This window comes from Roseibium sp. (genome assembly GCF_965232425.1).
Classification (GTDB): domain Bacteria; phylum Pseudomonadota; class Alphaproteobacteria; order Rhizobiales; family Stappiaceae; genus Roseibium.
In genome coordinates, this window is record NZ_OZ246971.1 from 2,203,115 (window position 1) to 2,224,935 (window position 21,821).

Below are 21,821 nucleotides of genomic sequence, written 5' to 3' on the forward strand. Positions count from 1 at the left end.
TCAGTTCATGACGACGCCGGCCTCGACCCCATATTTCAGTTTCAGCTCGTTTATCGCCTCCGCTTCATCGACCAGGAACTGGTTGAACTCGGCGATAAGCTCCGGATGGTTCGTGGACGAAAGCAACCGTGCGCTTCTCACATGCGGCAACGATTGATCGAAGGCGAGGGCCGCGGGTTGCCCGACCACGTTCTTGAGGTAGTAGTTGCTTGTCGCCACATTGGAATAGGCCCCGTCGATGCGGCCTGCTATGGCCTGCTTCAGGAGGCCCGAATACGAATTGTTTTCTATCAGACTGACTTGTCCGTTCTCGATCTGATCCTGAAAGCCAATTGGGGTCCAGCCCGCGACCAGCCCCAGTTTCTTGATTGCCCCCGTCCCTGCGCCCAACTTGTCCGGCCTCACAAGCACGCCATTCACGTAGGTCACGACCGGATCGCTGTAGTGAATTTCCTTGTCTTTCTTGATATGGAGCGCCCATTTGTCGTTGTCCGGGTACTTCAGGTCACCCACGCCGTTTACGAATTCATGAAAGAGGCGCTTCACCGGAAACGCCTTGTAGACAAAGGTGTACCCGCTCCGCTCCGCAAACAGGTCGAGAAGCTCCCGATTGAAGCCGCCGTAAGTGCCGTTCTGATAAGTGGAATAGGGTGGCAGTTCCTTATAGTCCTGAACAACGACGGTGTAGGTTTTTTGATCCGCGAGCGCAGGGAACGCCATCAGAAACAGCAACGCTGCGATGATCCTGCAGTATAAGTGTCTCTTGAAATGCATCTTCTTGAACTCCTTGGTAAGCAAGGATTGTCTGAAAATTCTATTGCACCTGAGAACCCATGCAAAAAGGCATGCGCTCAACCTTCCTTATTTTTAACTATAAACAACGTATTCGATGCATGACAACGCAGGACCGGACGGATCCCGGCCTTCCGCGGCGCATCAACCGGAACGACATGTCTGTCAGCCTGATATCGCCGCACAAGACCCATTCGCGGCAAAGCAGGCAACAGTCTAACCCAATGCCGCGCAGATCTCGCGGACGTCCAACGCTGCTGACAGCCTTAACTCCGCAGGGCCTTTATCTGCGTGAGCATCTCTTGCACCTTCTCTGTTCGATGCAGATCGACATGCGTCACCAGCCAGAGCGGGACGGCCCAATCCTCGTTGCCGGGCAGAACGGCACGAACGTCGTTCCGGCCCGCAACATCCACATCGCTCAGAGCCCCAAGCCCCAGCCCGGCAAGAACAGCTTCGCGCACGACGAAAGGGTCGTTCGCGGCAACAGCCACTTTCGGCGTGCCAATCCGCTCGTGAATCCAGGACCAGATGGCAAGACGGCTTTCGTTCTCCGACGGCATCACGAACTCATGGAACGCCAAGTCCGCGACGTTGTCCGGTGTGCCTTTAAGAGAAAGATAGCGGGTATTGGCATAAAGGTTCAGCCCGACACGGCCAAAGGACTGGACGACATAGTCGGGATGCTCGGGCTTTGGTCCTGCCCGAAGCGCGATGTGCGCTTCTCCATGTTCGAGACGTTTCAGGTCTTCGGTTGATAGGATCGTAACCTGACAATTCGGGTGCGCCGACCGGAATGCCGCGATTGGTTCCATGAGCAGATTGGCAATCGGCTGAAGCGACGTGATCCTGATTTCACCCTCGATCGATCCATCGCGGCCGTTGGCGCGGTCGACGAGATCCTCCAACAATTCATCTGTCTTTTGCGCGACTTTGAGGAGGTCCTCACCGAGCTCGGTGAGCGTGTAACCCTTCGGGTGGCGGATGAATATCCGTGCTCCCAGCTCTTCCTCCAGAGCATCGATGTGGCGGTTGACGGTGGCTCTGTGTGCACCCAGGGCACGCGAGGCCGCGCTCACCGTGCCAAGTTTGGCAACATGGTAGGCCGTCCGGAGTTCGGTCCACTTCTCCATTTCATACCTGTATATTTTTCGCGCATATTCTGCGCTTTTTTGCGCATTGATTTGCAATTATGCAGCATACATTTTCGGACATGACAACTGCGAACACTATCTGGAACCGAATATGGCCTATCTTTCTCTTGGACTGCGTGCCCTCCTGACGCTCGTGTTTGTAGGCGCCGGCGGCGCCAAACTTGTTGGTGTTCCAATGATGGTTGAAGGCTTCGACGCCATCGGCTTCGGCCAGTGGTTTCGATATTTCACCGGCGTCGTCGAGGTTGGTGGCGCAACGCTTCTCTGGTGGCCGAACCGACAGGCCGTCGGCGCTTCGGTTCTTGGCGGAACCATGGTCGGCGCCGTCTTGACACACTGGTTCATTACAGGCCCGTCGGCAGTTCCGGCAATCGTGCTTGGACTGCTCTGCACCGCCGTTCTTTACCTGCATCGCGATCAGATCACCGCAATCCTGGGCGGCACGCGGGCCTCGTAGCTGGTCTCCAGTCAATCTTGCCTGGCTGGCCGCCCAATTTGCCCTGCACCATTGCACTTGTTCCGCTTGAGGGTCTATCAAGACCCGGAAGCAGAAATGGGAGGTGCAAGATGGCGCGAACGGCAATTCTATCCGATTACTGGCGATCCTCAGCCAGTTATCGCGTTCGCATCGCGCTGAACCTGCTGGACATTCCGACCACGCTCAAGCCGGTGAACCTCTTGACCGGAGAGCACCGCTCTGACCCGTATCTGGCGCAGAACCCGCAAGGGCTCTTGCCGACGCTCGAAATCGACGGCAAGGTTCTGACCCAGTCCCTGGCCATCATCGAATACCTGCATGCGGCCACTCCCGGATCTTCCCTGCTGCCGGACGATATCGACGGTCAATACCGGGTCCGCCAGCTTTCCTATGCCATTGCCATGGAGATCCACCCGGTCTGCAATCTCAGTGTCGCGCAACACGTTCTGGACCTGACCGGCGGCGGCAACGACACAAGGGCGGAGTGGATGCGCCATTTCATTCAAAAAGGCCTCGCCGCCTTCGAGGACCTGCTCCGATCCACGGACGGCCCGTTCTGTTTCGGCGCTCAGCCGACCATGGCCGACTGCTGCCTGATCCCGCAGCTCTACAACGCCGACCGCTGGGGCGCCGACGTCTCCGGCTTTTCCAGAACACGGGAGGCCGCACGTGCGGCGGAGGGTCTGAAAGCCTTTCAGGATGCACACCCGGATGCCGTCGGGGCGCCCCCTGGCTGACATCGGCAACTGCAGTCAGCCGAATTGACCGCGTCTTGTGACGACGGGCTTGCATCGCACAGGCGCGAACCGGTACATGGTGCGTCCGTCCGCAACCTCACCCACGCCACCGCAAATGATCATGACCACTCTTCCGAAGATACTTGTCGCTCCGACCGGGGCGCGCCGGGGAAAGTCCGCGCATCCCGCGCTGCCCATCACCATCGACGAGATCGTCGAGACCTGCCGCGCCTGTGCGGCGGCCGGGGCGGGCGGTGTGCATGCGCATATCCGCGCCGATGACGGATCGCACAGCCTCGACCTGGAGCGCTACAGGACACTCGTTGAACGGCTTGAACAAGAGTTCCCCGGCTGGTTCGTGCAGGTCACGAGCGAGGCCGCCGGCCGGTACGATGCCGCCGATCAGAGGACACTCATCCGCGCCCTCAAACCCAAGGCCGTCACGGCTGCGATCCGGGAACTCGTCCCGGATGCTGAGGCCGAGCCGGAGGCCAGGGCGCTTTATCACTGGGCAAGCGACAACGGCGTTGCGATCCAGCATATCTGCTTCGACCGGAAGGACATGGACAGGCTGATCGGCTTCATCGAGGATGGCACCATTCCGGGCCGGTCCCATCAGGTGCAGCTGGTGCTCGGGTCCTATGACGGCAGCAAGGTGAGCCGGCCGGAAGATATCGAACCCTTCATCCAGCCGATGCTTGCGCTCAAGGAGACCCAGGCGTTCGACTGGATGCTGTGCGCGTTCGGCCGGGAAGAAACCGATTGCCTGCTGCGTACGCTGGAACTCGGCGGCAAGGCCAGGATCGGCTTTGAGAATTCGCTATGGAACAGGGACGGACGCGTTGCCCGCGACAACGCGGAACGCGTATCCGAACTTGTCAGCCTGGCGCAGGCGTCCGGTATCGACATCTGAGGAGCGGCCTGTCCCGGTTTCTGCTTACGGCATCGGAATGTCGTTGACGTATTTCGGAACATGATAGCCGCGCTGGACAGCCGGCCGTTCCGCGATTCTCAGATACCAGTCCTTCACGTTGGGATAGGCGGCCAGATCGATTTCCTGCCATTCGAAACGGGAGACCCAGGGCCAGCAGGCCATGTCCGTGATCGAGTATTCGCCCTTGCCGTCTCCGGCAATATAGTCTCTGCCTTCCAGCTGCGTGTTGAGCACCCGGTAAAGGCGCTGGCCCTCTGTCGCGTAACGCTCCTCGGCGTAGTCCGACTTGCCCTTGTTGTATTTCACGAAGTGATGAACCTGGCCCAGCATCGGGCCCAGTCCGCCCATCTGCCACATCAGCCACTCGATGGCCTGCCACCGGGCCGGTCCTTCCGGCATGAATTTCCCGTGTTTTTCGGCCAGATAAAGCATGATGGCACCGGTTTCCATCATGGTGATACCGGTTTCCGTGTCGACAATCGCAGGGATGCGGTTGTTCGGCGCGATCTTCAGGAATTCAGGCTCGTGCTGTTCACCCTTGCCGATATCGACCGCATGGGCCGTGTATTCCACGCCGAGTTCCTCCAGGAGAATGGAGACCTTTCTCCCGTTGGGTGTTGTCCATGTATAGAATTCGATCACGTTTCCCACCTTTCCGGTCTGTTCCCGCTTGCCGCCGGGTGACCGCGTCCTTGTTGACAGCTTCATGCGCAAAGATGCCTGCGGCGCCTTTGCGCACGCACACGAACCTCGTCGTCAGGCGCCCGGGACTTTCATGCCCATGAAATCGATCATGACATAGTCGCGATAGGCCGGGCGTTCGCAAAGACGGTCGTAATAGGCGCGCAACCCGGGCAGGTCCGCCCGCTCGAAATCGAGTTCGTAGTAACGATAGAGCAGGCTGCCGATCTGGTAGTCGACGAGATTGAGCTTGTCGCCGCCCACAAAGGGTCCTTCGATCAAGTCCTGGAAGACGTTCATCGACTGCTTGAGCGCCGCGACCGCACCCGCGACACCCGCATTGTTGCGTTCGTCCGCCGGTGTCCGGATCAACTGCCAGAACAGCGTCGGGATCAACGGCGTATAGATATGCTGGCGAGACATGTCGGCCCAGCGCTCGATCTGCGCAGCGGCCATCGGGTCGGAGGGATGACCGCCGTAGCGGCGCATGATGTAGCGGAGCATTGTCACCGATTCCGACAGGACCTCACCGTCCTGTTCCATGACGGGCACCAGTCCGAGCGGGTTCATGGCCAGGTATTCCGGCGTGTCGTTGCCACCGAAGGGACCACCGACATCCAGCCGTTCATATTCGACACCCAGTTCCTCAAGGCACCAGACCACGGGCTGCACGTTTGCGGACGTAATACGGCCATGAATCTTGATCATCGTTTCGGTATCCCTTTGAAGCTGCCACCGCGCCGAACGCGGCGCTGTCGGATCATCACCATTTCAGCGCGCGCCACAAACCCTCAATTGACAAAAAGACGTGATCCTGCGGCCCAATCTGTTTGCCCTGCATACGAAGTCTCCCGGAACACCCGCGCAGACGGACAAACGAATCGCCCCGCTTCTTCAGATGCAGCGCCCGCCATCGACCTCCATGGCGACACCCGTGACCATGCCGGCTTCGTCGGAGCACAGGAAACATGCGGCGTTGCCCATGTCTTCGGGCGTGGAGAACCGGCCGATCGGTATCGTCGACAGGAATTTCTCCCGCATCTCCGGTGTGTCTTCCCCCATGAAGCTTTTCAGCAGCGGCGTTTCACCGGCGACGGGGCAGATCGCGTTCACGCGCACGCCCGACGGGGCCAGTTCCACCGCCATGGTCTTGGTCGCCGTGATCATCCAGCCCTTGGAGGCGTTGTACCAGTTGAGTTTCGGACGCGGACTGAGGCCGGCCGTGCTCGCCACATTCAGGATCGCGCCTTTTCCGGCAGCGGTCATCGCCGGAACGAAATGGCGCGCCGTCAGGTAGACCGACTTGCAGTTGACCGCGAAGACCTTGTCGAAATCCTCTTCGCTCACGTCCTGCAACGGCGTCGGCAGGTGCGTGACACCGGCATTGTTGACGAGAATGTCCACCGGTCCGAGCCCTTCGGCGGCCTGAGCTGCGAGGGCCGCCACACTTTCATTGGACGCCACATCCACCTTTGCCGCGAGAGCGCCGACCTCCCTTGCCAGGTCTTCTGCGGCGGCCAGGTTCAGATCGGCGATCAGCACCCTGGCGCCTTCGGCCACGAATTTTCGGACGATGCCGGCACCGAAGCCGGACGCGCCGCCGGTCACAATGGCCGTTTTTCCCTGCAATCTCATTTTTGTTCCCTGTTCTTCTGTCAATCACCGGATCTTCGGTCTTCACCCGTGAAAGGCGGCGACCGTCTTTACCGTGGTGAAACCGTAAAGTGCCTCGAAGCCTTTTTCGCGCCCGTGTCCGGACTTGCCGATACCGCCGAAGGGCAGTTCGACGCCGCCGCCCGCCCCGTAATTGTTGATGAAAACCTGACCGGAGCGGATTTTGCGTGCCAGCCGCATCTGCCGTGCACCGTCCCGTGACCAGATGCTGGCGACCAGTCCGTAGTCCGTGCCGTTGGCGATTGCCACGGCCTCGTCCTCGTCCCCGAACGGAATGACAACCTGCACCGGCCCGAAAATCTCGTCGCGCGCCAGCGTGTGCGCGGGCGACACGCCGGAAAACAGCGTCGGCCGCACGTAATTGCCTCCGCCGGGCACGTTCTCCAGGGGAGCCTCGGCCGCCTTGTCAAGATCGTCCCCCCGGTCCAGATAGCTTGAGACGATGGCCTGCTGCCGTCCGGAAATCAGCGGACCGACGTCAAGGTCCGACAGGGCGGGACCGACCCTGAGCGCTCCGTATCGTTCAGCCATCCGGCCGACAAGCTCATCGTGGATCGACCGGTGCACCAGGATCCGGGACGATGCCGAGCAGGTCTGTCCCGCATTCTGGATGCCCGCGTTGACGAGAAACGGCAGGGCGGCGTCGAGATCCGCGTCCGCAAAGACGAGCTGCGGAGACTTTCCGCCCAGTTCAAGCGTCACCGGAACCACGTTGCGCGCGGCGGCGGTCTGAACGCGGACACCCGTGGCGACGGAACCGGTGAAGCTGATGTGATGGACGCCCGGATGCCCCGTCAGCGCGGCACCGGCTTCCGTTCCAAGGCCCGGGACGACATTCAATGCCCCGGCGGGGAGCCCCGCCTTAATCGCGAGGTCCGCGAACGCGAGGGCGGTCAGGCAGGCGTCTTCGGCCGGCTTCAGCACGCAGGCGTTGCCGGTCGCAAGCGCGGCACCGACGGACCGTCCGATGATCTGCATCGGATAGTTCCACGGCACGATGTGAGCGGTGACCCCGTGCGGTTCGCGCAAGGTGTAGACCGTGTATCCGTCCAGATAGGGGATCGTCTCGCCATGGAGCTTGTCGGCGGCACCGCCGTAAAACTCCAGGTATCGGGCCAGGGCGACGGCATCTGCGCGCGCCTGTTTCAGCGGCTTGCCGACGTCGATTGCCTCGATGCGCGCCAGATGTTCGACGTTCTCCAGAACAAGCTCCCGCAGCTTGAAGAGCAGACGCCCGCGCTCGACCGCGGTGGTCCGGCCCCAGTCGCCCTGCCACGCGCTTCGCGCAGATACAACGGCGGCATCGATGTCGGCCGCAGAGCCTCTTGCGATCGAGCCGATCCGTTCGCCCGTCGACGGATTTTCCAGCGGAAGGCATTCGCCGCCCGTGGGCGCCACCCACTTTCCGTCTATCAGGCATCGGGAGGGATCGAACCAAAGATCGAGCTGGTCTGTCATGTGATCTCCTTCAGGCAACGTCCGCCGGCAGGACCGGTGCCGCGGCCACGAGTTGTTTGGTATAGGCATGCTGCGGCCTGTCGAAGACGTCATCCGTCGGGCCCTCCTCGACGATCCGTCCGGATTTCATGACAAGCACACGTTCGGTGATGGATCGCACGACGCTGAGATCGTGCGAGATGAAGAGGTAGGTCAGGCCGAAGCGGTCCGCGAGCCCGGCCAGAAGATCCAGAACCTGGGCGCGCACCGAGACATCAAGCGCGGAGACCGCTTCATCCAGGATGATCAGCTCGGGCTTGATGATGAGCGCGCGGGCAATCGCGATCCGCTGGCGCTGGCCGCCGCTGAATTCATGGATGTATTTGCGGCTGTCGTCGGCACTCAATCCAACGCTTTCCAGCGCCTCGACGATCGCCGTCTCACGTTCGGCGCCGGCCGGAGGGCTGTCCAGGAGGTGAAAGGGTTCGGTGATCAGACGGTCGACGCGCCAGCGCGGATTGAAGCTGCCGTAAGGATCCTGGAAAACCACCTGCATCCGACGGCGGATATCCCGGTTGATCCGGTGATGGCTGATCACGGGTGTTCCGTCCAGCAGGATGTCACCGCCCTGTGTTTCCTCAAGTCCGAGAATGGCCCGTGTCAGGGTCGACTTGCCGCAGCCGGATTCTCCGACAAGCCCGACGCTTTCACCTTTCCGGATCTCGAAGCTGACGGTGTCGACAGCCCGGACCTGGGTTGTCCGGCCCCACCAGCCATGGGTGTGGGTCTGATACTCACGGACAACATTGCTGACCTGCAGAAGGGCCGTCTCCCCGGCTGCCCCGCGCCGCTCCGGAACATGACCGGAGGCTTCCAGCAAGGCACGCGAATAGGGGTGCTGCATGTTTCGAAACAGGCCCTGCGCGGGTCCGCTCTCGACGACCTCGCCGCTGCGCATGATCACCAGATCGTCGGCGAGATCCGCGACCACCGCGAGGTCATGGCTGATCAGCATCAGACCCATGCCCTCCTCGGCAACGAGCCGTTTCAGGAGTTCGAGAATCTGGGCCTGCGTGGTGACGTCCAGCGCGGTGGTCGGTTCGTCGGCAATCAGCAGCTTCGGCCGCAACGCGATCGCCATGGCGATGACGACACGCTGACGCTGACCGCCGGAAAGCTCGTGCGGATAGCGTGTCAGCGGAAACCGTTCCGGCGGCAGCTCGGCCCGGCGCAGGGCATCCGCCGCGCGCGCAAGGGCTTCCGATTTCGCCACCTTTTCGTGGACGAGGATCGTTTCGGCAACCTGCGCACCGATCGTCTGCAGCGGATTGAGTGCCGTCATCGGCTCCTGAAACACCATGCCGGCGTCCCGGCCACGAATGCTGCAGAGTTCCTCTTCACCGGCGGTCAGAATGTCCTGTCCGGCAAGCGAGATGCGGCCTTTGCATTCCGACCCGTTCGGCAGCAGCTGCAGCACGCTGAAGGCCGTCATCGACTTGCCGGAGCCGCTCTCGCCGATCACGCCCAGGACGCGGCCCGGCTCGACCCGCATCGAGACATTTTTCAGGATCGGCTCACCGTGGATCTCAAGCGACAGGTCTTCGATCTCCAGGAGGCTCATGTGCGCGCCCTCCGAAGTTTGGGATCAAGCAGATCGCGCAGCCCGTCGCCCAGAAGGTTCAGGCCGAGCACGGTCAGCAGGATCGCCATGCCCGGGAAGATCGCCAGATGCGGTGCCAGCGAGATCATGGTCTGGCTGTCGGCCAGCATACGTCCCCAGCTGGCGGTCGGCGGCTGCGCACCGAGGCCGACATAGCTGAGACCGGCCTCGGCAAGAATGCCAAGCGAAAACTGGATCGTGCCCTGGACGATCAGGAGATTGGTCACATTGGGCAGAATGTGTTCCACCGAAATCCGGGCGGGTCCCTTTCCGGCGACCCTCGCCGCCATGACATATTCGCGGCTCCACAGGGTCAGGGCCGCGCCGCGGGTCAGGCGGGCGAAGACCGGGATGTTGAAAATGCCGATGGCGATGATGGCGTTCAGCGCCGATGCACCGAAAACGGCGGTGATCATCACGGCGATCAGAAGGCTCGGGAACGCGAACACGAGATCATTCGTGCGCATGATGATCTCGTCCGGCAGGCTGCCCTTGCGGGCGGCGGCTGCAAGTCCGAGGGGCACACCGACCAGCATGCCGATACCGACCGCGACAAGTGCGACCGCGATCGATGTGCGCGCACCGACCATGAGCATGCTCAGGATGTCACGCCCGAACTGATCCGTTCCGAACGGGTGGACGAGACTGGGCAGTTTCATCCTGTCCGGGATGTTGAGGATCGTGGTGTCATAAGGCACCCAGAACAGGCTGATGATCGCCGCGCCTGCAAAGATGAACGTCAGCAGCGCACCGGGCAGCGTCGACCGGTTGTGCAGAAGGCTCTTCATCGCCGCCTCCGCAATCTCGGATCCACCCAGGCATAGGCAAGATCGACGGCGAAATTGACCAGGATGACCGCGAAAACGAGCAACATGACCACGCTCTCGACCACGATCAGGTCGCGTGAACTGATCGCCTGGAAAACAAGGCGGCCGAGACCCGGCAGATAAAACACATTTTCGATGATGATCGCGCCCGCCAGCAGGAAGGAGAACTGCAGACCCATGATGGTCAGCACCGGGATGAGGGCATTGCGCAGCGCATGCCGCCACATCGCCTGACGCCGTGTAAGGCCCTTGGCGCGGGCGGAGCGGATGTAGTCCTCGCCGAGCGTATCGAGCAGGCTGGAGCGCATCACCCGCGTCAGAATGCTTGCCTGCGGCAGGGCGAGGGCGATCGCCGGCAGGGTCAGGGCTTTCATGCCTGCAAAAAGGCCTTCCTCCCATCCGGGAAATCCACCTGCGGAAAACCAGCGCAGATTGATGGCAAAGACCAGCACCATCAGCATCGCGAACCAGAAATTCGGGATCGCCACGCCAAGCTGGGTCACGCCCATGACACCGGAATCGACAAGGGTTCCCCGTCTCGACGCCGCCCAGATACCAGCGGGAAACGCGATCAGCGTGCTCAGCAAAAGCGCAAAAAGAGCCAGCGGCAGCGATACCCAGAGGCGTTCGCCGATCAGCTCGGCAACGGGTGTCCTGTAGGTGTAGGACGTCCCGAAATCACCGACGAGCAAGCCGCCTGCCCATGACAGGTACCGCTGCAGGATCGTGCCATTGAGGCCCAGTTGCTCGCGCAGGGCGTTAAGCGTGTCCTCCTGCGCGTTGATACCGAGCATGTAGGCCGCCGGATCGCCGGGCACGACCTCGAGCGTCAGGAAAATCAGCACGGACGCCGCGACGAGGCTCAGTGCGAGCGAGAGCAGGCGTTTCAGGAAATAGTGCAACATGAGCCCGTCACGCACCAGCCGACATGTCGTGTCCGCAAACTCCGGACCGTTTGAAACTGCGGGGCGCCCGCCAGATGCGGGCGCCAACCAGTGTTGACCTCAGTTCTCCCAGGAGACACCCGTCAGGTCGGTGGCCTGGGTCGGCTGGTTTTTCCAAAGACCCTTGATCCTGGCATCGGCGACGGTCGGAAACGCCAGCTGGAACAGGTAGCCATTCACGTAGTCTGCAGCGATGTTCTCCTGGGCGTGCTTCAGAAGCGCCGACCTCTTTTCGGGATCGTTCTCGCTGGTGATGTCCGCGAACAGCGCCTGGAACTCCGGACTGTCATACTGGAAGTAGTAGTCCGGCCGGGCATAGATACCGATATCCATAGGTTCGGTATGGCTGACGATGGTCAGGCCGTAGTCCTTGCCCTTGAAGACCTGCTCAAGCCACTGCGCCCATTCCAGGTTGGTGATCTCGGTTTCGATGCCGATCGCCCTGAGCTGCGAGGCGATGATCTCTCCGCCGCGGCGGGCATAGGACGGCGGCGGCAGCTTGAGCGTTGTCTCGAAGCCATCCGGGAAACCGGCTTCCGCCAGCAGCTTTTTCGAAAGCTCCGGATCATACTGGCTCATGCCCGTCAGATCGACATAGTCAGGATTGTGCGGAGCGAAATGCGTTCCGATCGGCGTGCCGTATCCGAACATGGCCCCGTCGATGATGGCCTGACGGTTGATCGCATGGGAGATGGCCTCGCGCACCTTCGGATTGTCGAGCGGCGGCAGCTTGTTGTTCATGGCCAGGATCGTTTCGCCCTCCGTCGATCCGACAAGAACCTGGAACCTCGGGTCCGCCTCGAATTGCGGCAGGTTTTCAGGTGCCGGAAAACCGACGAACGCGTTGACGTCCTCGGCCATCACGGACGCGAACGCGGCTGTCGGGTCGGAGATGAACTTGAAGGTGACATTGTCCAGCTGCGCCGGCGTGCCCCAGTAATCGGGATTCCTTTCCAGTTCGATCTTGTCGCCCTGGACCCAATCGGAAAACTTGAAGGCCCCGGTTCCAACCGGATTGGTCTTGATGTCGGCGATCGTTTCCGGCGCGACGATGACCGCATCGCCCCAGGCCATGTTGAACAGGAAACTGCTGTTGGCCTCCTTTAGCGTGACCTTGACGGTGAGCGGGTCGACCACCTCGACGCTGTCGATGCCGGCAAAGAGCGCTTTCTGGGCGTTTGCGCTGTCGTCAGCCCGGGCCCGGTCAAGACTGAACTTCACATCCTCGGCGGTCATGTCCGTGCCGTCGTGGAACTTCACGCCGGCATTCAGCTTGAACGTGTAGATCTTGCCGTCTTCAGATATCGTCCAGCTTTCGGCCAGCCCGGGATTGACGGTGCCGTCCGGCCCAAAGCGGGTGAGCCCCTCGAAGACGTTGGAATAAAGCACGGAATCGATCGCTCCGGCGGCGGCGCTGGTCGGGTCCAGATGCGGAGGCTCGAGCTGCATGGCGACCACGATATCGCTTTTGGCTTCCGCGATGCCGATGCTTGCGGCCAATGCCAGCGCGCTGACCAGCCCACTCCCTATCATTTTAAAACGCATAGCACTCCCCATCTGTCCATGCCGCGCCTTGCGGCTTTGCCAACAGGTCGATCCGCGAATGGCACGGGGCCATCGCGGCATCGAGCATGTCTTTCACACCTGCATATTCATCCGGTTTGTGCGCCAAATCCAGAATTCCCGGTCCACAAGCGATGCAATTTTCGTTTCTCGACGTTTCGAGGGCCGGAAAACGGGCGATCCCTTGTCGGCGCAGCGGGATCATCTCGTTATCGGCCTGCTCCACGAATCAGCTGATCGGACACCACCATGCGATGGGCTCCGGGTGACAGAATTGCCAATCAGTATGGTATGCTCGTTCCACGGTGCCAATAGCCTAGGATCACTTGACACATCGATGACCTTGAAGCCGTGCCGGCGACAGTTTCGCAAGTTCATCTCAAGTGTAATCGCGGGATAAGTCAGCAATTTTTGCAATAACTGAAAAAGTACAGCCCAATTTTCAGACAGCATGGAGAAAAAAGAGGCGAAAACTGCCATTTTTCAAGTCTTCCGCAGATGCGAACCAGATCTTTACGCCGGAATGAAGGCAGATAGACGAAAAACTCCTGCAATTTTTTTTGAGAACGAAATTTTTGCGAAAGTCGAAAGTTTAAGTTGCCAGCAAAGGGGAAAGTCCCATCTACTTTAAGTGGGGGCAGGTACTCTGGGAGCGCCTAGCTGGAAGTGGAACATGGAGATCTACACACGGTTCGCCGAGGACTACAGAAATAGAAACCTGGAAGAAATCACGATCCAGGACTACCTGCTTGGATGCAGAGACGACCCCTTGATGCGCGCGACATCAGCCGAGCGCATGATGGCCGCAATCGGAGAGCCGGAGGTCATCGACACGAGCCAGGATCAGCGGCTCGGCCGGATTTTCATGAACCGGACGATCAAACGGTACGCCCCCTTCAAGAACCTCTACGGAATGGAAGCGACGATTGAGCGCATCGTCGGCTTCTTCCGCCATGCCAGCCAGGGTCTGGAAGAACGCAAGCAGATCCTCTATCTGCTCGGCCCGGTCGGAGGCGGCAAGTCAAGTATCGCGGAAATCCTGAAGAGGCTGATGGAACAGGAGCCGATCTACGTGCTCAAGGCCGGCGATCAGATCAGCCCGGTCTACGAGTCGCCCCTCGGCCTTTTCAGTGCCAATCGTGTCGGCGACCTGCTGGAAGACAAGTACAACATTCCGCGGCGCCTTCTCACCGGACTGATTTCCCCGTGGGCGACGAAACGCCTCGACGAATATGACGGTGACATATCGAAGTTCAGCATCGTCAAGCTCTACCCGTCGAAGCTGCGGCAGATCGGCGTCACCAAGACCGAGCCGGGCGACGAAAACAACCAGGACGTCTCCGCGCTTGTCGGCAAGCTCGACATCCGCAAGCTGGAGGAATTCAGCCAGGACGATCCGGACGCCTACAGCTATTCGGGCGCACTCAATCGCACCACGCAGGGCATGATGGAATTCGTCGAGATGTTCAAGGCGCCGATCAAGGTGCTGCACCCGCTGCTGACGGCGACCCAGGAAGGGTCCTATGTCGGCACGGAGAATATCGGCGCCCTGCCGTTCCAGGGATTGATCCTGGCGCATTCGAACGAATCCGAATGGAGCCAGTTCAAGAACAACAAGAACAACGAGGCGTTCCTCGACCGCATCAGCGTGGTGAAGGTGCCCTATTGCCTGCGAGCGAGCGCAGAGGCCGATATCTACGGCAAGCTGCTCAGCCAGAGTGCCCTGGCCGAGGCCTCCTGCGCCCCGGAAACCCTGCCACTGCTGGCCCGTTTCAGCGTCCTGACACGGCTGCATGAACACGAGAACTCGACGCTCTACTCCAAGCTCCGCGTCTATGACGGGGAGATGCTGAAGGATTCGGATCCGAAGGCGAAGTCGCTCCAGGAATACCGGGATGCGGCCGGCGTCGACGAGGGCATGAACGGCATTTCGACGCGCTTTGCCTTCAAGGTTCTGTCGGAGACGTTCAATCATGACACCGAAGAGATTTCCGCCGATCCGGTCCACCTGATGTATGTCCTGGAACAGGCCATCAGGCGGGAGCAGTTCGATGGTGAGACCGAGAGCCGCTATCTCGACTTCCTCAAGACCGAACTGGCGCCGCATTATGCGGAGTTCATCGGCAACGAGATCCAGAAGGCGTATCTGGAATCCTATACGGACTACGGCCAGAACCTGTTCGACCGCTACATTGCCTATGCCGACGCCTGGATCGAGGAGCAGGACTACAAGGACCCGGACACCGGCCAGATATTCGACCGCGACGTTCTGGAAAAGGAACTGGAGAAGATCGAGCAGCCGGCAGGTGTCGCCAACTCCCGGGACTTCCGCAACGAGGTGGTGAAGTTCGTTCTGCGCGCCCGCGCGGAGAACCAGGGACAGAACCCGGACTGGCGGCGTTACGAGAAGCTGCGCCAGGTCATCGAAAAGCGCATGTTCGGCAAGGTGGAAGAGCTTCTTCCGGTCATCAGTTTCGGCGCCAAGCGGGACAAGAAGACCGACGAGAAGCACCACGAGTTCGTCGAGCGCATGACCGGTCACGGCTACACCAAACGGCAGGTCAGGCGGCTGGTCGAGTGGTACATGCGCGTCAACAAGGCCGGGTAGCGCCGGAGGCGGAGTGAAAGATGGCGCATTTCATCGACCGCAGACTGAACCCGAAAGACAAGAGCCTGAGCAACAGGCGGCGCTTCCTGAAAAGGGTCCGGACCCAGATCAAGAAAGCGGTCGAGGATGCCGTGCGCGAGCGCGGCGTCGCAGATGTCGGCCGGGCCAAGGATGTCAGCGTACCGACCGACGGGGTCAGCGAACCCTCGTTCCGCAAGGCCGCCGAAGGCGGGCGCAGGGAACGGGTCTATACCGGCAACAAGAGCTTCCAGACCGGTGACCGGATCGAAAAGCCGCCGCGCGCCGGCGGTTCCGGCGCCGGGCGCCAGGGAGCCCCGGGCGGAGACGGCGAGGACGATTTCCTGTTTGCGCTTTCCAGAGAGGAATTCCTGGACTTTTTCTTCGAGGACCTGGAGCTGCCCGACCTGGTCAAGCAGAGCCTGAAGGAAATCACCCGGACACATCCCCACCGCGCCGGCTATTCCACGTCGGGCGCACCGGCCAACATCAATATTGCCCGGACGATGCGCAATGCCCTTGGCCGCAGGATCGGCCTGAAAAGGCCGACCGACAAGGAAGCACAGGCCCTGCTGAAGGAAATTCTCAGGCTGGAGCAGGTTGCGTCACCGACGCCCGAACAACGCGTGGAACTCGCCGACCTGCGCGCCGCTTACGAGATCCTGGCGAAACGGCGCAAGATTGTCGCCTATATCGACCCGCTGGACGTGCGCTACAATCATTTCGTCCAGCAGCCGGAACCGAACGCCAATGCCGTGATGTTCTGCCTGATGGACGTGTCCGCCTCGATGGGTGAACGCGAAAAGGACCTGGCAAAGCGGTTCTTCATGCTGCTGCACCTGTTTCTCGAGCGCCGCTACGAAAAAACCGACATCGTTTTCATACGCCACACGCACGACGCGTCGGAGGTCGATGAAGACACCTTCTTCTACTCGCCGCAGACAGGCGGAACCGTTGTCAGTACCGCCCTTGTCGTCATGAAGGACATCATCCGGGACCGGTACCCGCCGTCGGAATGGAACATCTACGCGGCACAGGCTTCGGACGGTGAGAACTTCGGCGGCGATTCCCGGCGCTGCGCCGCCCTCCTTGGCGAAGACCTCATGCAGGTCTGCCAGTATTTTGCCTATGTCGAGATCGTCGGCGAGGACGAAGCGCAGCTGATCAACAGCGAGGCAACCGGCATGGAGCTCTGGGAGTCCTATGGACGCGTTGCGGAAGCCTGGCCGAACTTTGCCAGAAAACGGGTCGCGACCGCCGCCGATATCTATCCCGTTTTCCGCGAACTCTTCGCGCGCGACCCGTCGGGGCAAGGCCATGGCTAAACGCGCACCGAAACCCAAGTCCGAACTGCTGTTCGACCAGGCCGACTGGGACTTCGACACGCTGCGGCGGACGCTGGACGCCATCGAGGAGGTCGCCCGCGATGACCTCGGGCTGGACTTCTATCCGAACCAGATCGAGATCATCTCGTCCGAGCAGATGCTGGATGCCTACTCCTCGATCGGCATGCCGCTGATGTATCATCACTGGTCGTTCGGAAAACACTTTCTGGGCCACGAGCGCCTTTACCGAAAGGGCGCGCGCGGGCTCGCCTATGAGATCGTGATCAATTCCAACCCCTGCATCAGCTATTGTCTGGAAGAGAACACCATGCCGCTGCAGGCGCTGGTGATGGCGCATGCCGCCTTTGGTCACAACCACTTCTTCAAGTCCAACCACCTGTTCCGGCAATGGACGGATGCCGACGGCATTCTCGACTACCTCGAATACGCGCGCAAATTCATTGCGTGTTGCGAGGAAAAGCATGGTCTCGGCGAGGTTGAGGCAACGCTCGACGCCGCGCATTCCCTCATGCCGCACGGCGTCTTCCGGCATCGCCGTCCACGCCAGCCCTCCCTGCGCGAAGCCGAGGAGCAGCGCCGCGAACGGATCGCCGCGGCCGAACAGAATGTCCACTATCTCTGGAACACCATCCTGAACCCCGCGCGCGGTCAGGCGTCGACAGATACGGAGCTTCTCGACCGCAAGCGCGACATGCATCTGCCGGAAGAGAACCTGCTCTATTTCCTGGAACACTACAGCCCCGTACTGACCACATGGCAGCGCGAAATCCTCAGGATCGTGCGCAATATCGGGCAGTATTTCTATCCGCAGAAGCAGACGAAGGTCATGAACGAAGGCTGTGCCAGCTTCGTGCACTACTACATTTTGAACAAGCTGCACGAACAGGGACGGATCAGCGACGGCGCGATGCTGGAGATCCTTCACAGCCACACCAACGTGCTGACCCAGCCGGACTTCGACGATCCGCGCTTTTCCGGGATCAATCCCTACGCGCTCGGTTTCGCCATGATGGACGATATCAGGCGTGTGTGCCTGGACCCGACCGAGGAGGACCGGGAGTGGTTTCCGGATCTCGCCGGAAGCGGCGACTGGCGCAGTGTCTTGAGACATGCATGGGCCAACTATCGCGACGAAAGCTTCATCCAGCAGTTTCTCTCACCTGCCGTGATCCGGCGGTTCAGGATGTTCGCCCTGTCGGACGAATCATCGTCGCGCTATTGCACGGTGACCGGCATCCACAATGAGCAGGGGTACCGGCATGTGCGCGACGCCCTGGCGCGCGACCATGACCTGTCGGCACTTGAACCGGAGATCCAGGTCGCCGACGCCGATCTTCTCGGAGACAGGTGCCTGCATCTGAAAGCCATCCGGCGCAACGCCGTCCCGCTCGATCCGGACAGCAGGGCTGCAACCCTGAAACATGTCGAGCGGCTCTGGGGATACAAGGTGGACATCGTCGAGTCGGATACGCCGAACTGAACACCAGTTCGTCAGATCGTCCGCAAACCTTCCGACAAGTCCCGGAAGGCCTGCTTGAACGCATCCGTGACCGGATTTCCGGCAACCCCGTTCCGTGTCAGCATCCCGACCGGGCGCGACACGACCGGTTCGCCCAGTTTCCTGAAAGCCAGCGTTTTGCCTTGCGCGGACGTCATTGCCGATCGCGGCAGCAGTGCGGCGCCGACACCTTCACTGACAAGGTCCATTGCGGTGGTCGAGCGGCCGACTTCATACGTCCAGCGGGCCGACAGCCTGCTCCGGGCCATCGCCTCGTCGATCAGCAGACGATTGCCCGTGCCCCTTGCGGGAAGGATCAAGGGCACGTCCCGAAGGTCTGACCAGGCGACGGCACCGGCTTCGGTTTCGGCTTCGGCTTCGGCTTCGGCAAGCCGGTGGCCGCGTGGCAGCGTCAGGACGATCCTGTCCTCGAACAGCGTCTCGAACTGCGTGTTCGCTTCCAGGGAACCGATGGAACAGATGCCGAAATCGGCTTCTCCCTGCGAAACGGCTTCCGCGACTTCGTTGGCGGCCCGATCCAGCAGCCGCACCCTTGGAACAGTGCCGTTTTCCCGGAGCCGGCCGATCGCGGGTGCCAGCAGGGGGGTGACCATGGTCGGGATCATCGCGATCGTCACCAGCAATCCGCGCTGGTGAGCAAAAGCGACGCTTTCGTCCCGCATGGCCCGGGTTGTCTCCCTCGCGCCTTCCAGCATCGCCTCCGCCCGCGCCTGCAAGCGCTTGGCGGCAAGCGTCGGTCTGACCGCACGCGTGGTGCGCTCGAACAGGACGGAGCCCAGCGTTTCCTCCAGCTTCTGGATCCTGCGGGTGATCGCGGATTGCGACAGGCTCAACCGCTCGGCGGCATGGTGAAACGAGGCTGTCTCCATGACGGCCAGAAAGGCCTCGAGATCATTGAAATCAAAATTTATGCGCATAAAGCATCAATGAGGAAAAAACCGACAATTGTCAAAATAATCGGACGGCTGATACAACGCCTCCGAGAGGAAACGCATTATGAGCAGCCCATACGACATCGCCATTATCGGCGGCGGCAACGCCGCCCTGTGCGCGGCCATGACGGCCGCGGAAAAAGGGGCAAGCGTCGTCATTCTGGAAACCGCACCCAAGGCCTATCGGGGCGGCAACTCCCGCCACACCAGGAACTTCCGGTGCATGCACACGGCCCCGCTCGGCCCGCTGGTCGACGACTACAGCGAGGACGAATATTTCGACGACCTGCTGAAAGTCACCGACGGCAAGACCGACGAAACGCTCGCAAGGCTGGCCATCCGCACCTCCGAAGAATGCCTGCCATGGATGGAAGAGCACGGCGTCCGTTTTCAACCGTCCCTGTCCGGCACGCTTTCGCTGGCGCGTACCAACGCGTTTTTCATGGGCGGCGGCAAGTCGCTGGTCAACGCCTATTACCGCACCGCCGAGAAGCTCGGCGTTTCGGTCCTTTACGAGGCCAACGTCACGCATCTGGAGCTCGACGGCGACCGGATCGTGCGGATCGACTACACGCATGAAGGCGAGACAAAACAGCTGACGCCCAGCGCCGTGATTGTTGCCTCCGGCGGGTTCCAGGCAGATACCGAGTGGCTCACCCGTGCCTGGGGACCACCGGCAAAGAACTTCCTTATCCGGGGCACACCCTACAACCGCGGAGTCGTCCTGGCGGATCTCCTCGATCAGGGCGTCCAGTCGGTCGGTGACCCGACCCAGTGCCATGCGGTCGCGATCGACGGCCGGGCACCGAAATTCGACGGCGGCATCGTCACAAGGTTGGACTGCGTGCCGTTTTCCATTGTCGTCAACAAGGAAGCGGACCGCTTCTACGACGAAGGCGAGGATGTCTGGCCGAAGCGCTATGCGATCTGGGGACGTCTCGTGGCCAACCAGCCGGACCAGATCGGCTACGTCATCATCGATGCCAAGTCGCTGGAACTGTTCATGCCGTCGGTCTTCCCGCCGATCAAGGCGGACACGCTGGAAGAACTTGCCGGGAAAATGGGCCTTCCGCCCGAAAAGCTGCGCAACACGGTCGCCGCCTTCAACGCCGCCTGCGGCGACACGTCGAACTTTCATCCGACGGAACTGGATGGTGTCAAGACAACCGGGATCAACATTCCCAAAACCAACTGGGCGCGCCCCATCGACCAGCCGCCGTTCTACGGCTACAGCCTGAAGACCGGAGTCACCTTCACCTATCTCGGCCTGAAAGTGGACGAGAACGCCCAGTGCAGCACCGAAAGCGGTCCTGTCCGAAACCTCTGGGCTGCCGGGGAAACCATGGCCGGGTCCATTCTCGGACAGGGCTATCTCGCCGGTTTCGGCATGACTATCGGGACCGTGTTCGGTCGCATCGCAGGCCGGGAGGCCGCCAACCATGCAAACTGATCTGCTCCAGGAAGCCCGCCGCCAGGCGGAGATCTGCAACGCCTGCCGCTACTGCGAGGGGTACTGCTCGGTCTTTCCGGCCCTGCACCAGGAACGTTTCTTCACCGATGCCAACCTGACCCAACTGGCCAATCTCTGCCACAACTGCCGGGGCTGCTATTACGCCTGCCAGTACACGGCACCGCACGAGTTCGATCTCAACCTGCCGAAGGCGTTGGCCGAAGTCCGCCAGGACAGCTGGGAAAGTCTTGCATGGCCCGCCCCGGTCGCCCGCCATTTCCAGAAGAGCGGCGTGATGATCGCGCTCGCGACGATCCTCGGCTTTGCCCTTCTGTTCCTGGCTTTCCGCGCGCTCGGGTCTGCCGGTGGCGACGGGTTTTATGCGGTCCTGTCCCATTCGGCCATGGTGGCGATTTTCCTCCCCGCCTTCCTGTTTCCGCTTGCCAGCATCGCCGTCAGTCTCAGGCGCTACTGGCAGGAGACCGGCGGCACGACGATCACGCTGAAGGAGATCGTCGATGCCTTCGGGTCCGCGGCAAAAATGAAGAACCTCGCCGGCGGGCACGGCGACGGCTGCAATTTCGAAGACGAAGACCGGTTCAGCCAGGCCCGCCGTCACGCGCACCAAGCCGTCATGTACGGCTTCCTGCTCTGCTTTGCCTCGACCTCGGCCGGAACAATCCTCCACTACGTTTTCGACATGCCCGCGCCTTATCCGCTCTGGTCACTGCCGAAACTTCTGGGCATTCCGGGCGGTGTCCTGATGGTGATCGGAACGGTCATGCTGGCTTCCCTGAAGCTGAAAGCGGACCGGTCCCTTGGTGCACCATCCGCCTGGGGCGGCGAGATGGGTTTCATCCTGCTCCTGTTCCTGGTCGCGCTGTCCGGCCTTGCGCTTTACGCACTCGGCAGCACGGCGGCGATGCCGGCGCTGCTGGCCATCCACCTTGGCTCCGTGCTCAGCTTCTTCCTGCTGACGCCCTATACCAAGATGGCCCACGGCTTCTACCGCCTCGCCGCCCTCATTCGCGACGAACAGCGGAAGTCGGCGGGGTAAGTTCCCGCCG

The 21,821-nt window shown here is 61.1% G+C and carries 20 protein-coding genes; 8 read left to right on the forward strand and 12 right to left on the reverse strand.

All coding sequences use genetic code 11. The features are described from left to right. On the reverse strand, positions 1 to 774 hold the full coding sequence (locus ACO08A_RS09960) for a substrate-binding periplasmic protein (RefSeq protein ID WP_422040940.1): 774 nt from the start codon (positions 772 to 774) through the stop codon (positions 1 to 3). Between the two features lie 284 nt (positions 775 to 1,058). Then, positions 1,059 to 1,925, reverse strand: a complete 867-nt coding sequence (locus ACO08A_RS09965; RefSeq protein ID WP_422040941.1) for a LysR family transcriptional regulator — start codon at positions 1,923 to 1,925, stop codon at positions 1,059 to 1,061. 112 nt (positions 1,926 to 2,037) lie between these two features. Between ACO08A_RS09965 and ACO08A_RS09970 the strand changes: the two genes are divergently transcribed. The 3 genes from ACO08A_RS09970 (at position 2,038) to ACO08A_RS09980 (ending at position 4,074) form a co-directional block, all read left to right on the forward strand. Further along, positions 2,038 to 2,403, forward strand: a complete 366-nt coding sequence (locus ACO08A_RS09970; RefSeq protein ID WP_422040942.1) for a DoxX family protein — start codon at positions 2,038 to 2,040, stop codon at positions 2,401 to 2,403. Positions 2,404 to 2,513: 110 nt separating this feature from the next. Beyond that, positions 2,514 to 3,161 (forward strand): maleylacetoacetate isomerase, encoded by a 648-nt coding sequence (gene maiA, locus ACO08A_RS09975; protein ID WP_422040943.1) that lies wholly within the window; start codon positions 2,514 to 2,516, stop codon positions 3,159 to 3,161. 121 nt (positions 3,162 to 3,282) lie between these two features. Further along, a complete protein-coding gene (locus tag ACO08A_RS09980; RefSeq protein WP_422040944.1) occupies positions 3,283 to 4,074 on the forward strand; it encodes a 3-keto-5-aminohexanoate cleavage protein in 792 nt (263 codons plus the stop codon). Between the two features lie 24 nt (positions 4,075 to 4,098). On the opposite strand, the gene ACO08A_RS09985 is transcribed toward ACO08A_RS09980, so the two are convergent. The 9 genes from ACO08A_RS09985 to ACO08A_RS10025 form a co-directional block, all read right to left on the reverse strand. Beyond that, on the reverse strand, positions 4,099 to 4,737 hold the full coding sequence (locus ACO08A_RS09985; RefSeq protein WP_422041737.1) for a glutathione S-transferase family protein: 639 nt from the start codon (positions 4,735 to 4,737) through the stop codon (positions 4,099 to 4,101). Between the two features lie 114 nt (positions 4,738 to 4,851). Further along, the gene (locus ACO08A_RS09990) at positions 4,852 to 5,484 is read right to left on the reverse strand and encodes a glutathione S-transferase family protein (protein WP_422040945.1); all 633 of its coding nucleotides are present in this window, start codon (positions 5,482 to 5,484) and stop codon (positions 4,852 to 4,854) included. A 186-nt stretch (positions 5,485 to 5,670) separates the two neighbouring features. Then, entirely contained in the window at positions 5,671 to 6,411 is a 741-nt protein-coding gene (locus ACO08A_RS09995; RefSeq protein WP_422040946.1) for an SDR family oxidoreductase, read from the reverse strand. A 42-nt stretch (positions 6,412 to 6,453) separates the two neighbouring features. Next, entirely contained in the window at positions 6,454 to 7,908 is a 1,455-nt protein-coding gene (locus ACO08A_RS10000) for an aldehyde dehydrogenase family protein (protein WP_422040947.1), read from the reverse strand. Positions 7,909 to 7,918: 10 nt separating this feature from the next. Further along, positions 7,919 to 9,508: an ABC transporter ATP-binding protein gene (locus ACO08A_RS10005; protein WP_422040948.1), complete on the reverse strand. Its 1,590-nt coding sequence runs from the start codon at positions 9,506 to 9,508 to the stop codon at positions 7,919 to 7,921. After that, complete coding sequence (locus ACO08A_RS10010) at positions 9,505 to 10,335, reverse strand: ABC transporter permease (protein WP_422040949.1); 831 nt, start codon at positions 10,333 to 10,335, stop codon at positions 9,505 to 9,507. The genes ACO08A_RS10005 and ACO08A_RS10010 overlap by 4 nt, the downstream gene beginning before the upstream one ends. Further along, positions 10,332 to 11,279, reverse strand: coding sequence for an ABC transporter permease (locus ACO08A_RS10015; RefSeq protein ID WP_422040950.1), 948 nt, complete (start codon positions 11,277 to 11,279; stop codon positions 10,332 to 10,334). The genes ACO08A_RS10010 and ACO08A_RS10015 overlap by 4 nt, the downstream gene beginning before the upstream one ends. Positions 11,280 to 11,378: 99 nt before the next feature. After that, a complete protein-coding gene (locus ACO08A_RS10020; protein ID WP_422040951.1) occupies positions 11,379 to 12,863 on the reverse strand; it encodes an ABC transporter substrate-binding protein in 1,485 nt (494 codons plus the stop codon). After that, on the reverse strand, positions 12,853 to 13,107 hold the full coding sequence (locus ACO08A_RS10025; protein ID WP_422040952.1) for a hypothetical protein: 255 nt from the start codon (positions 13,105 to 13,107) through the stop codon (positions 12,853 to 12,855). The genes ACO08A_RS10020 and ACO08A_RS10025 overlap by 11 nt, the downstream gene beginning before the upstream one ends. Before the next feature lie 447 nt (positions 13,108 to 13,554). Here ACO08A_RS10025 and ACO08A_RS10030 point away from each other — a divergent pair, with 447 nt between their 5' ends. From ACO08A_RS10030 to ACO08A_RS10040, 3 genes are read left to right on the forward strand one after another with little or no spacing between them, the layout of a single operon-like run. Continuing rightward, positions 13,555 to 15,489, forward strand: a complete 1,935-nt coding sequence (locus tag ACO08A_RS10030) for a PrkA family serine protein kinase (RefSeq protein ID WP_422040953.1) — start codon at positions 13,555 to 13,557, stop codon at positions 15,487 to 15,489. A gap of 20 nt (positions 15,490 to 15,509) precedes the next feature. Then, entirely contained in the window at positions 15,510 to 16,832 is a 1,323-nt protein-coding gene (locus ACO08A_RS10035) for a YeaH/YhbH family protein (RefSeq protein ID WP_422040954.1), read from the forward strand. Continuing rightward, positions 16,825 to 18,333: a SpoVR family protein gene (locus ACO08A_RS10040; RefSeq protein WP_422040955.1), complete on the forward strand. Its 1,509-nt coding sequence runs from the start codon at positions 16,825 to 16,827 to the stop codon at positions 18,331 to 18,333. Before ACO08A_RS10035 ends, ACO08A_RS10040 begins: the two co-directional genes overlap by 8 nt. An 11-nt stretch (positions 18,334 to 18,344) precedes the next feature. Here ACO08A_RS10040 and ACO08A_RS10045 read toward each other — a convergent pair whose 3' ends face one another. Continuing rightward, positions 18,345 to 19,289, reverse strand: coding sequence for a LysR family transcriptional regulator (locus tag ACO08A_RS10045; RefSeq protein ID WP_422040956.1), 945 nt, complete (start codon positions 19,287 to 19,289; stop codon positions 18,345 to 18,347). Between the two features lie 79 nt (positions 19,290 to 19,368). Between ACO08A_RS10045 and tcuA the strand changes: the two genes are divergently transcribed. Further along, entirely contained in the window at positions 19,369 to 20,754 is a 1,386-nt protein-coding gene (gene tcuA, locus ACO08A_RS10050; protein ID WP_422040957.1) for an FAD-dependent tricarballylate dehydrogenase TcuA, read from the forward strand. Next, on the forward strand, positions 20,744 to 21,811 hold the full coding sequence (tcuB, locus tag ACO08A_RS10055; RefSeq protein WP_422040958.1) for a tricarballylate utilization 4Fe-4S protein TcuB: 1,068 nt from the start codon (positions 20,744 to 20,746) through the stop codon (positions 21,809 to 21,811). Before tcuA ends, tcuB begins: the two co-directional genes overlap by 11 nt. The last annotated feature ends 10 nt before the right edge of the window (positions 21,812 to 21,821 follow it).

Excerpts from the sequence above, each read along its gene's own strand:
- ACO08A_RS10040 (WP_422040955.1), top strand. The coding sequence starts at position 16,825 with ATGGCTAAACGCGCACCGAAACCCAAGTCCGAACTGCTGTTCGACCAG.
- ACO08A_RS10005 (WP_422040948.1), bottom strand. The coding sequence starts at position 9,508 with ATGAGCCTCCTGGAGATCGAAGACCTGTCGCTTGAGATCCACGGTGAG.
- ACO08A_RS10015 (WP_422040950.1), bottom strand. The coding sequence starts at position 11,279 with ATGTTGCACTATTTCCTGAAACGCCTGCTCTCGCTCGCACTGAGCCTC.
- ACO08A_RS09960 (WP_422040940.1), bottom strand. The coding sequence starts at position 774 with ATGCATTTCAAGAGACACTTATACTGCAGGATCATCGCAGCGTTGCTG.
- maiA (WP_422040943.1), top strand. The coding sequence starts at position 2,514 with ATGGCGCGAACGGCAATTCTATCCGATTACTGGCGATCCTCAGCCAGT.
- ACO08A_RS10000 (WP_422040947.1), bottom strand. The coding sequence starts at position 7,908 with ATGACAGACCAGCTCGATCTTTGGTTCGATCCCTCCCGATGCCTGATA.
- ACO08A_RS09980 (WP_422040944.1), top strand. The coding sequence starts at position 3,283 with ATGACCACTCTTCCGAAGATACTTGTCGCTCCGACCGGGGCGCGCCGG.
- ACO08A_RS10020 (WP_422040951.1), bottom strand. The coding sequence starts at position 12,863 with ATGCGTTTTAAAATGATAGGGAGTGGGCTGGTCAGCGCGCTGGCATTG.
- ACO08A_RS09965 (WP_422040941.1), bottom strand. The coding sequence starts at position 1,925 with ATGGAGAAGTGGACCGAACTCCGGACGGCCTACCATGTTGCCAAACTT.
- tcuB (WP_422040958.1), top strand. The coding sequence starts at position 20,744 with ATGCAAACTGATCTGCTCCAGGAAGCCCGCCGCCAGGCGGAGATCTGC.
- ACO08A_RS09995 (WP_422040946.1), bottom strand. The coding sequence starts at position 6,411 with ATGAGATTGCAGGGAAAAACGGCCATTGTGACCGGCGGCGCGTCCGGC.
- ACO08A_RS10035 (WP_422040954.1), top strand. The coding sequence starts at position 15,510 with ATGGCGCATTTCATCGACCGCAGACTGAACCCGAAAGACAAGAGCCTG.
- ACO08A_RS10010 (WP_422040949.1), bottom strand. The coding sequence starts at position 10,335 with ATGAAGAGCCTTCTGCACAACCGGTCGACGCTGCCCGGTGCGCTGCTG.
- ACO08A_RS09970 (WP_422040942.1), top strand. The coding sequence starts at position 2,038 with ATGGCCTATCTTTCTCTTGGACTGCGTGCCCTCCTGACGCTCGTGTTT.
- ACO08A_RS10045 (WP_422040956.1), bottom strand. The coding sequence starts at position 19,289 with ATGCGCATAAATTTTGATTTCAATGATCTCGAGGCCTTTCTGGCCGTC.
- ACO08A_RS10030 (WP_422040953.1), top strand. The coding sequence starts at position 13,555 with ATGGAGATCTACACACGGTTCGCCGAGGACTACAGAAATAGAAACCTG.
- tcuA (WP_422040957.1), top strand. The coding sequence starts at position 19,369 with ATGAGCAGCCCATACGACATCGCCATTATCGGCGGCGGCAACGCCGCC.
- ACO08A_RS09990 (WP_422040945.1), bottom strand. The coding sequence starts at position 5,484 with ATGATCAAGATTCATGGCCGTATTACGTCCGCAAACGTGCAGCCCGTG.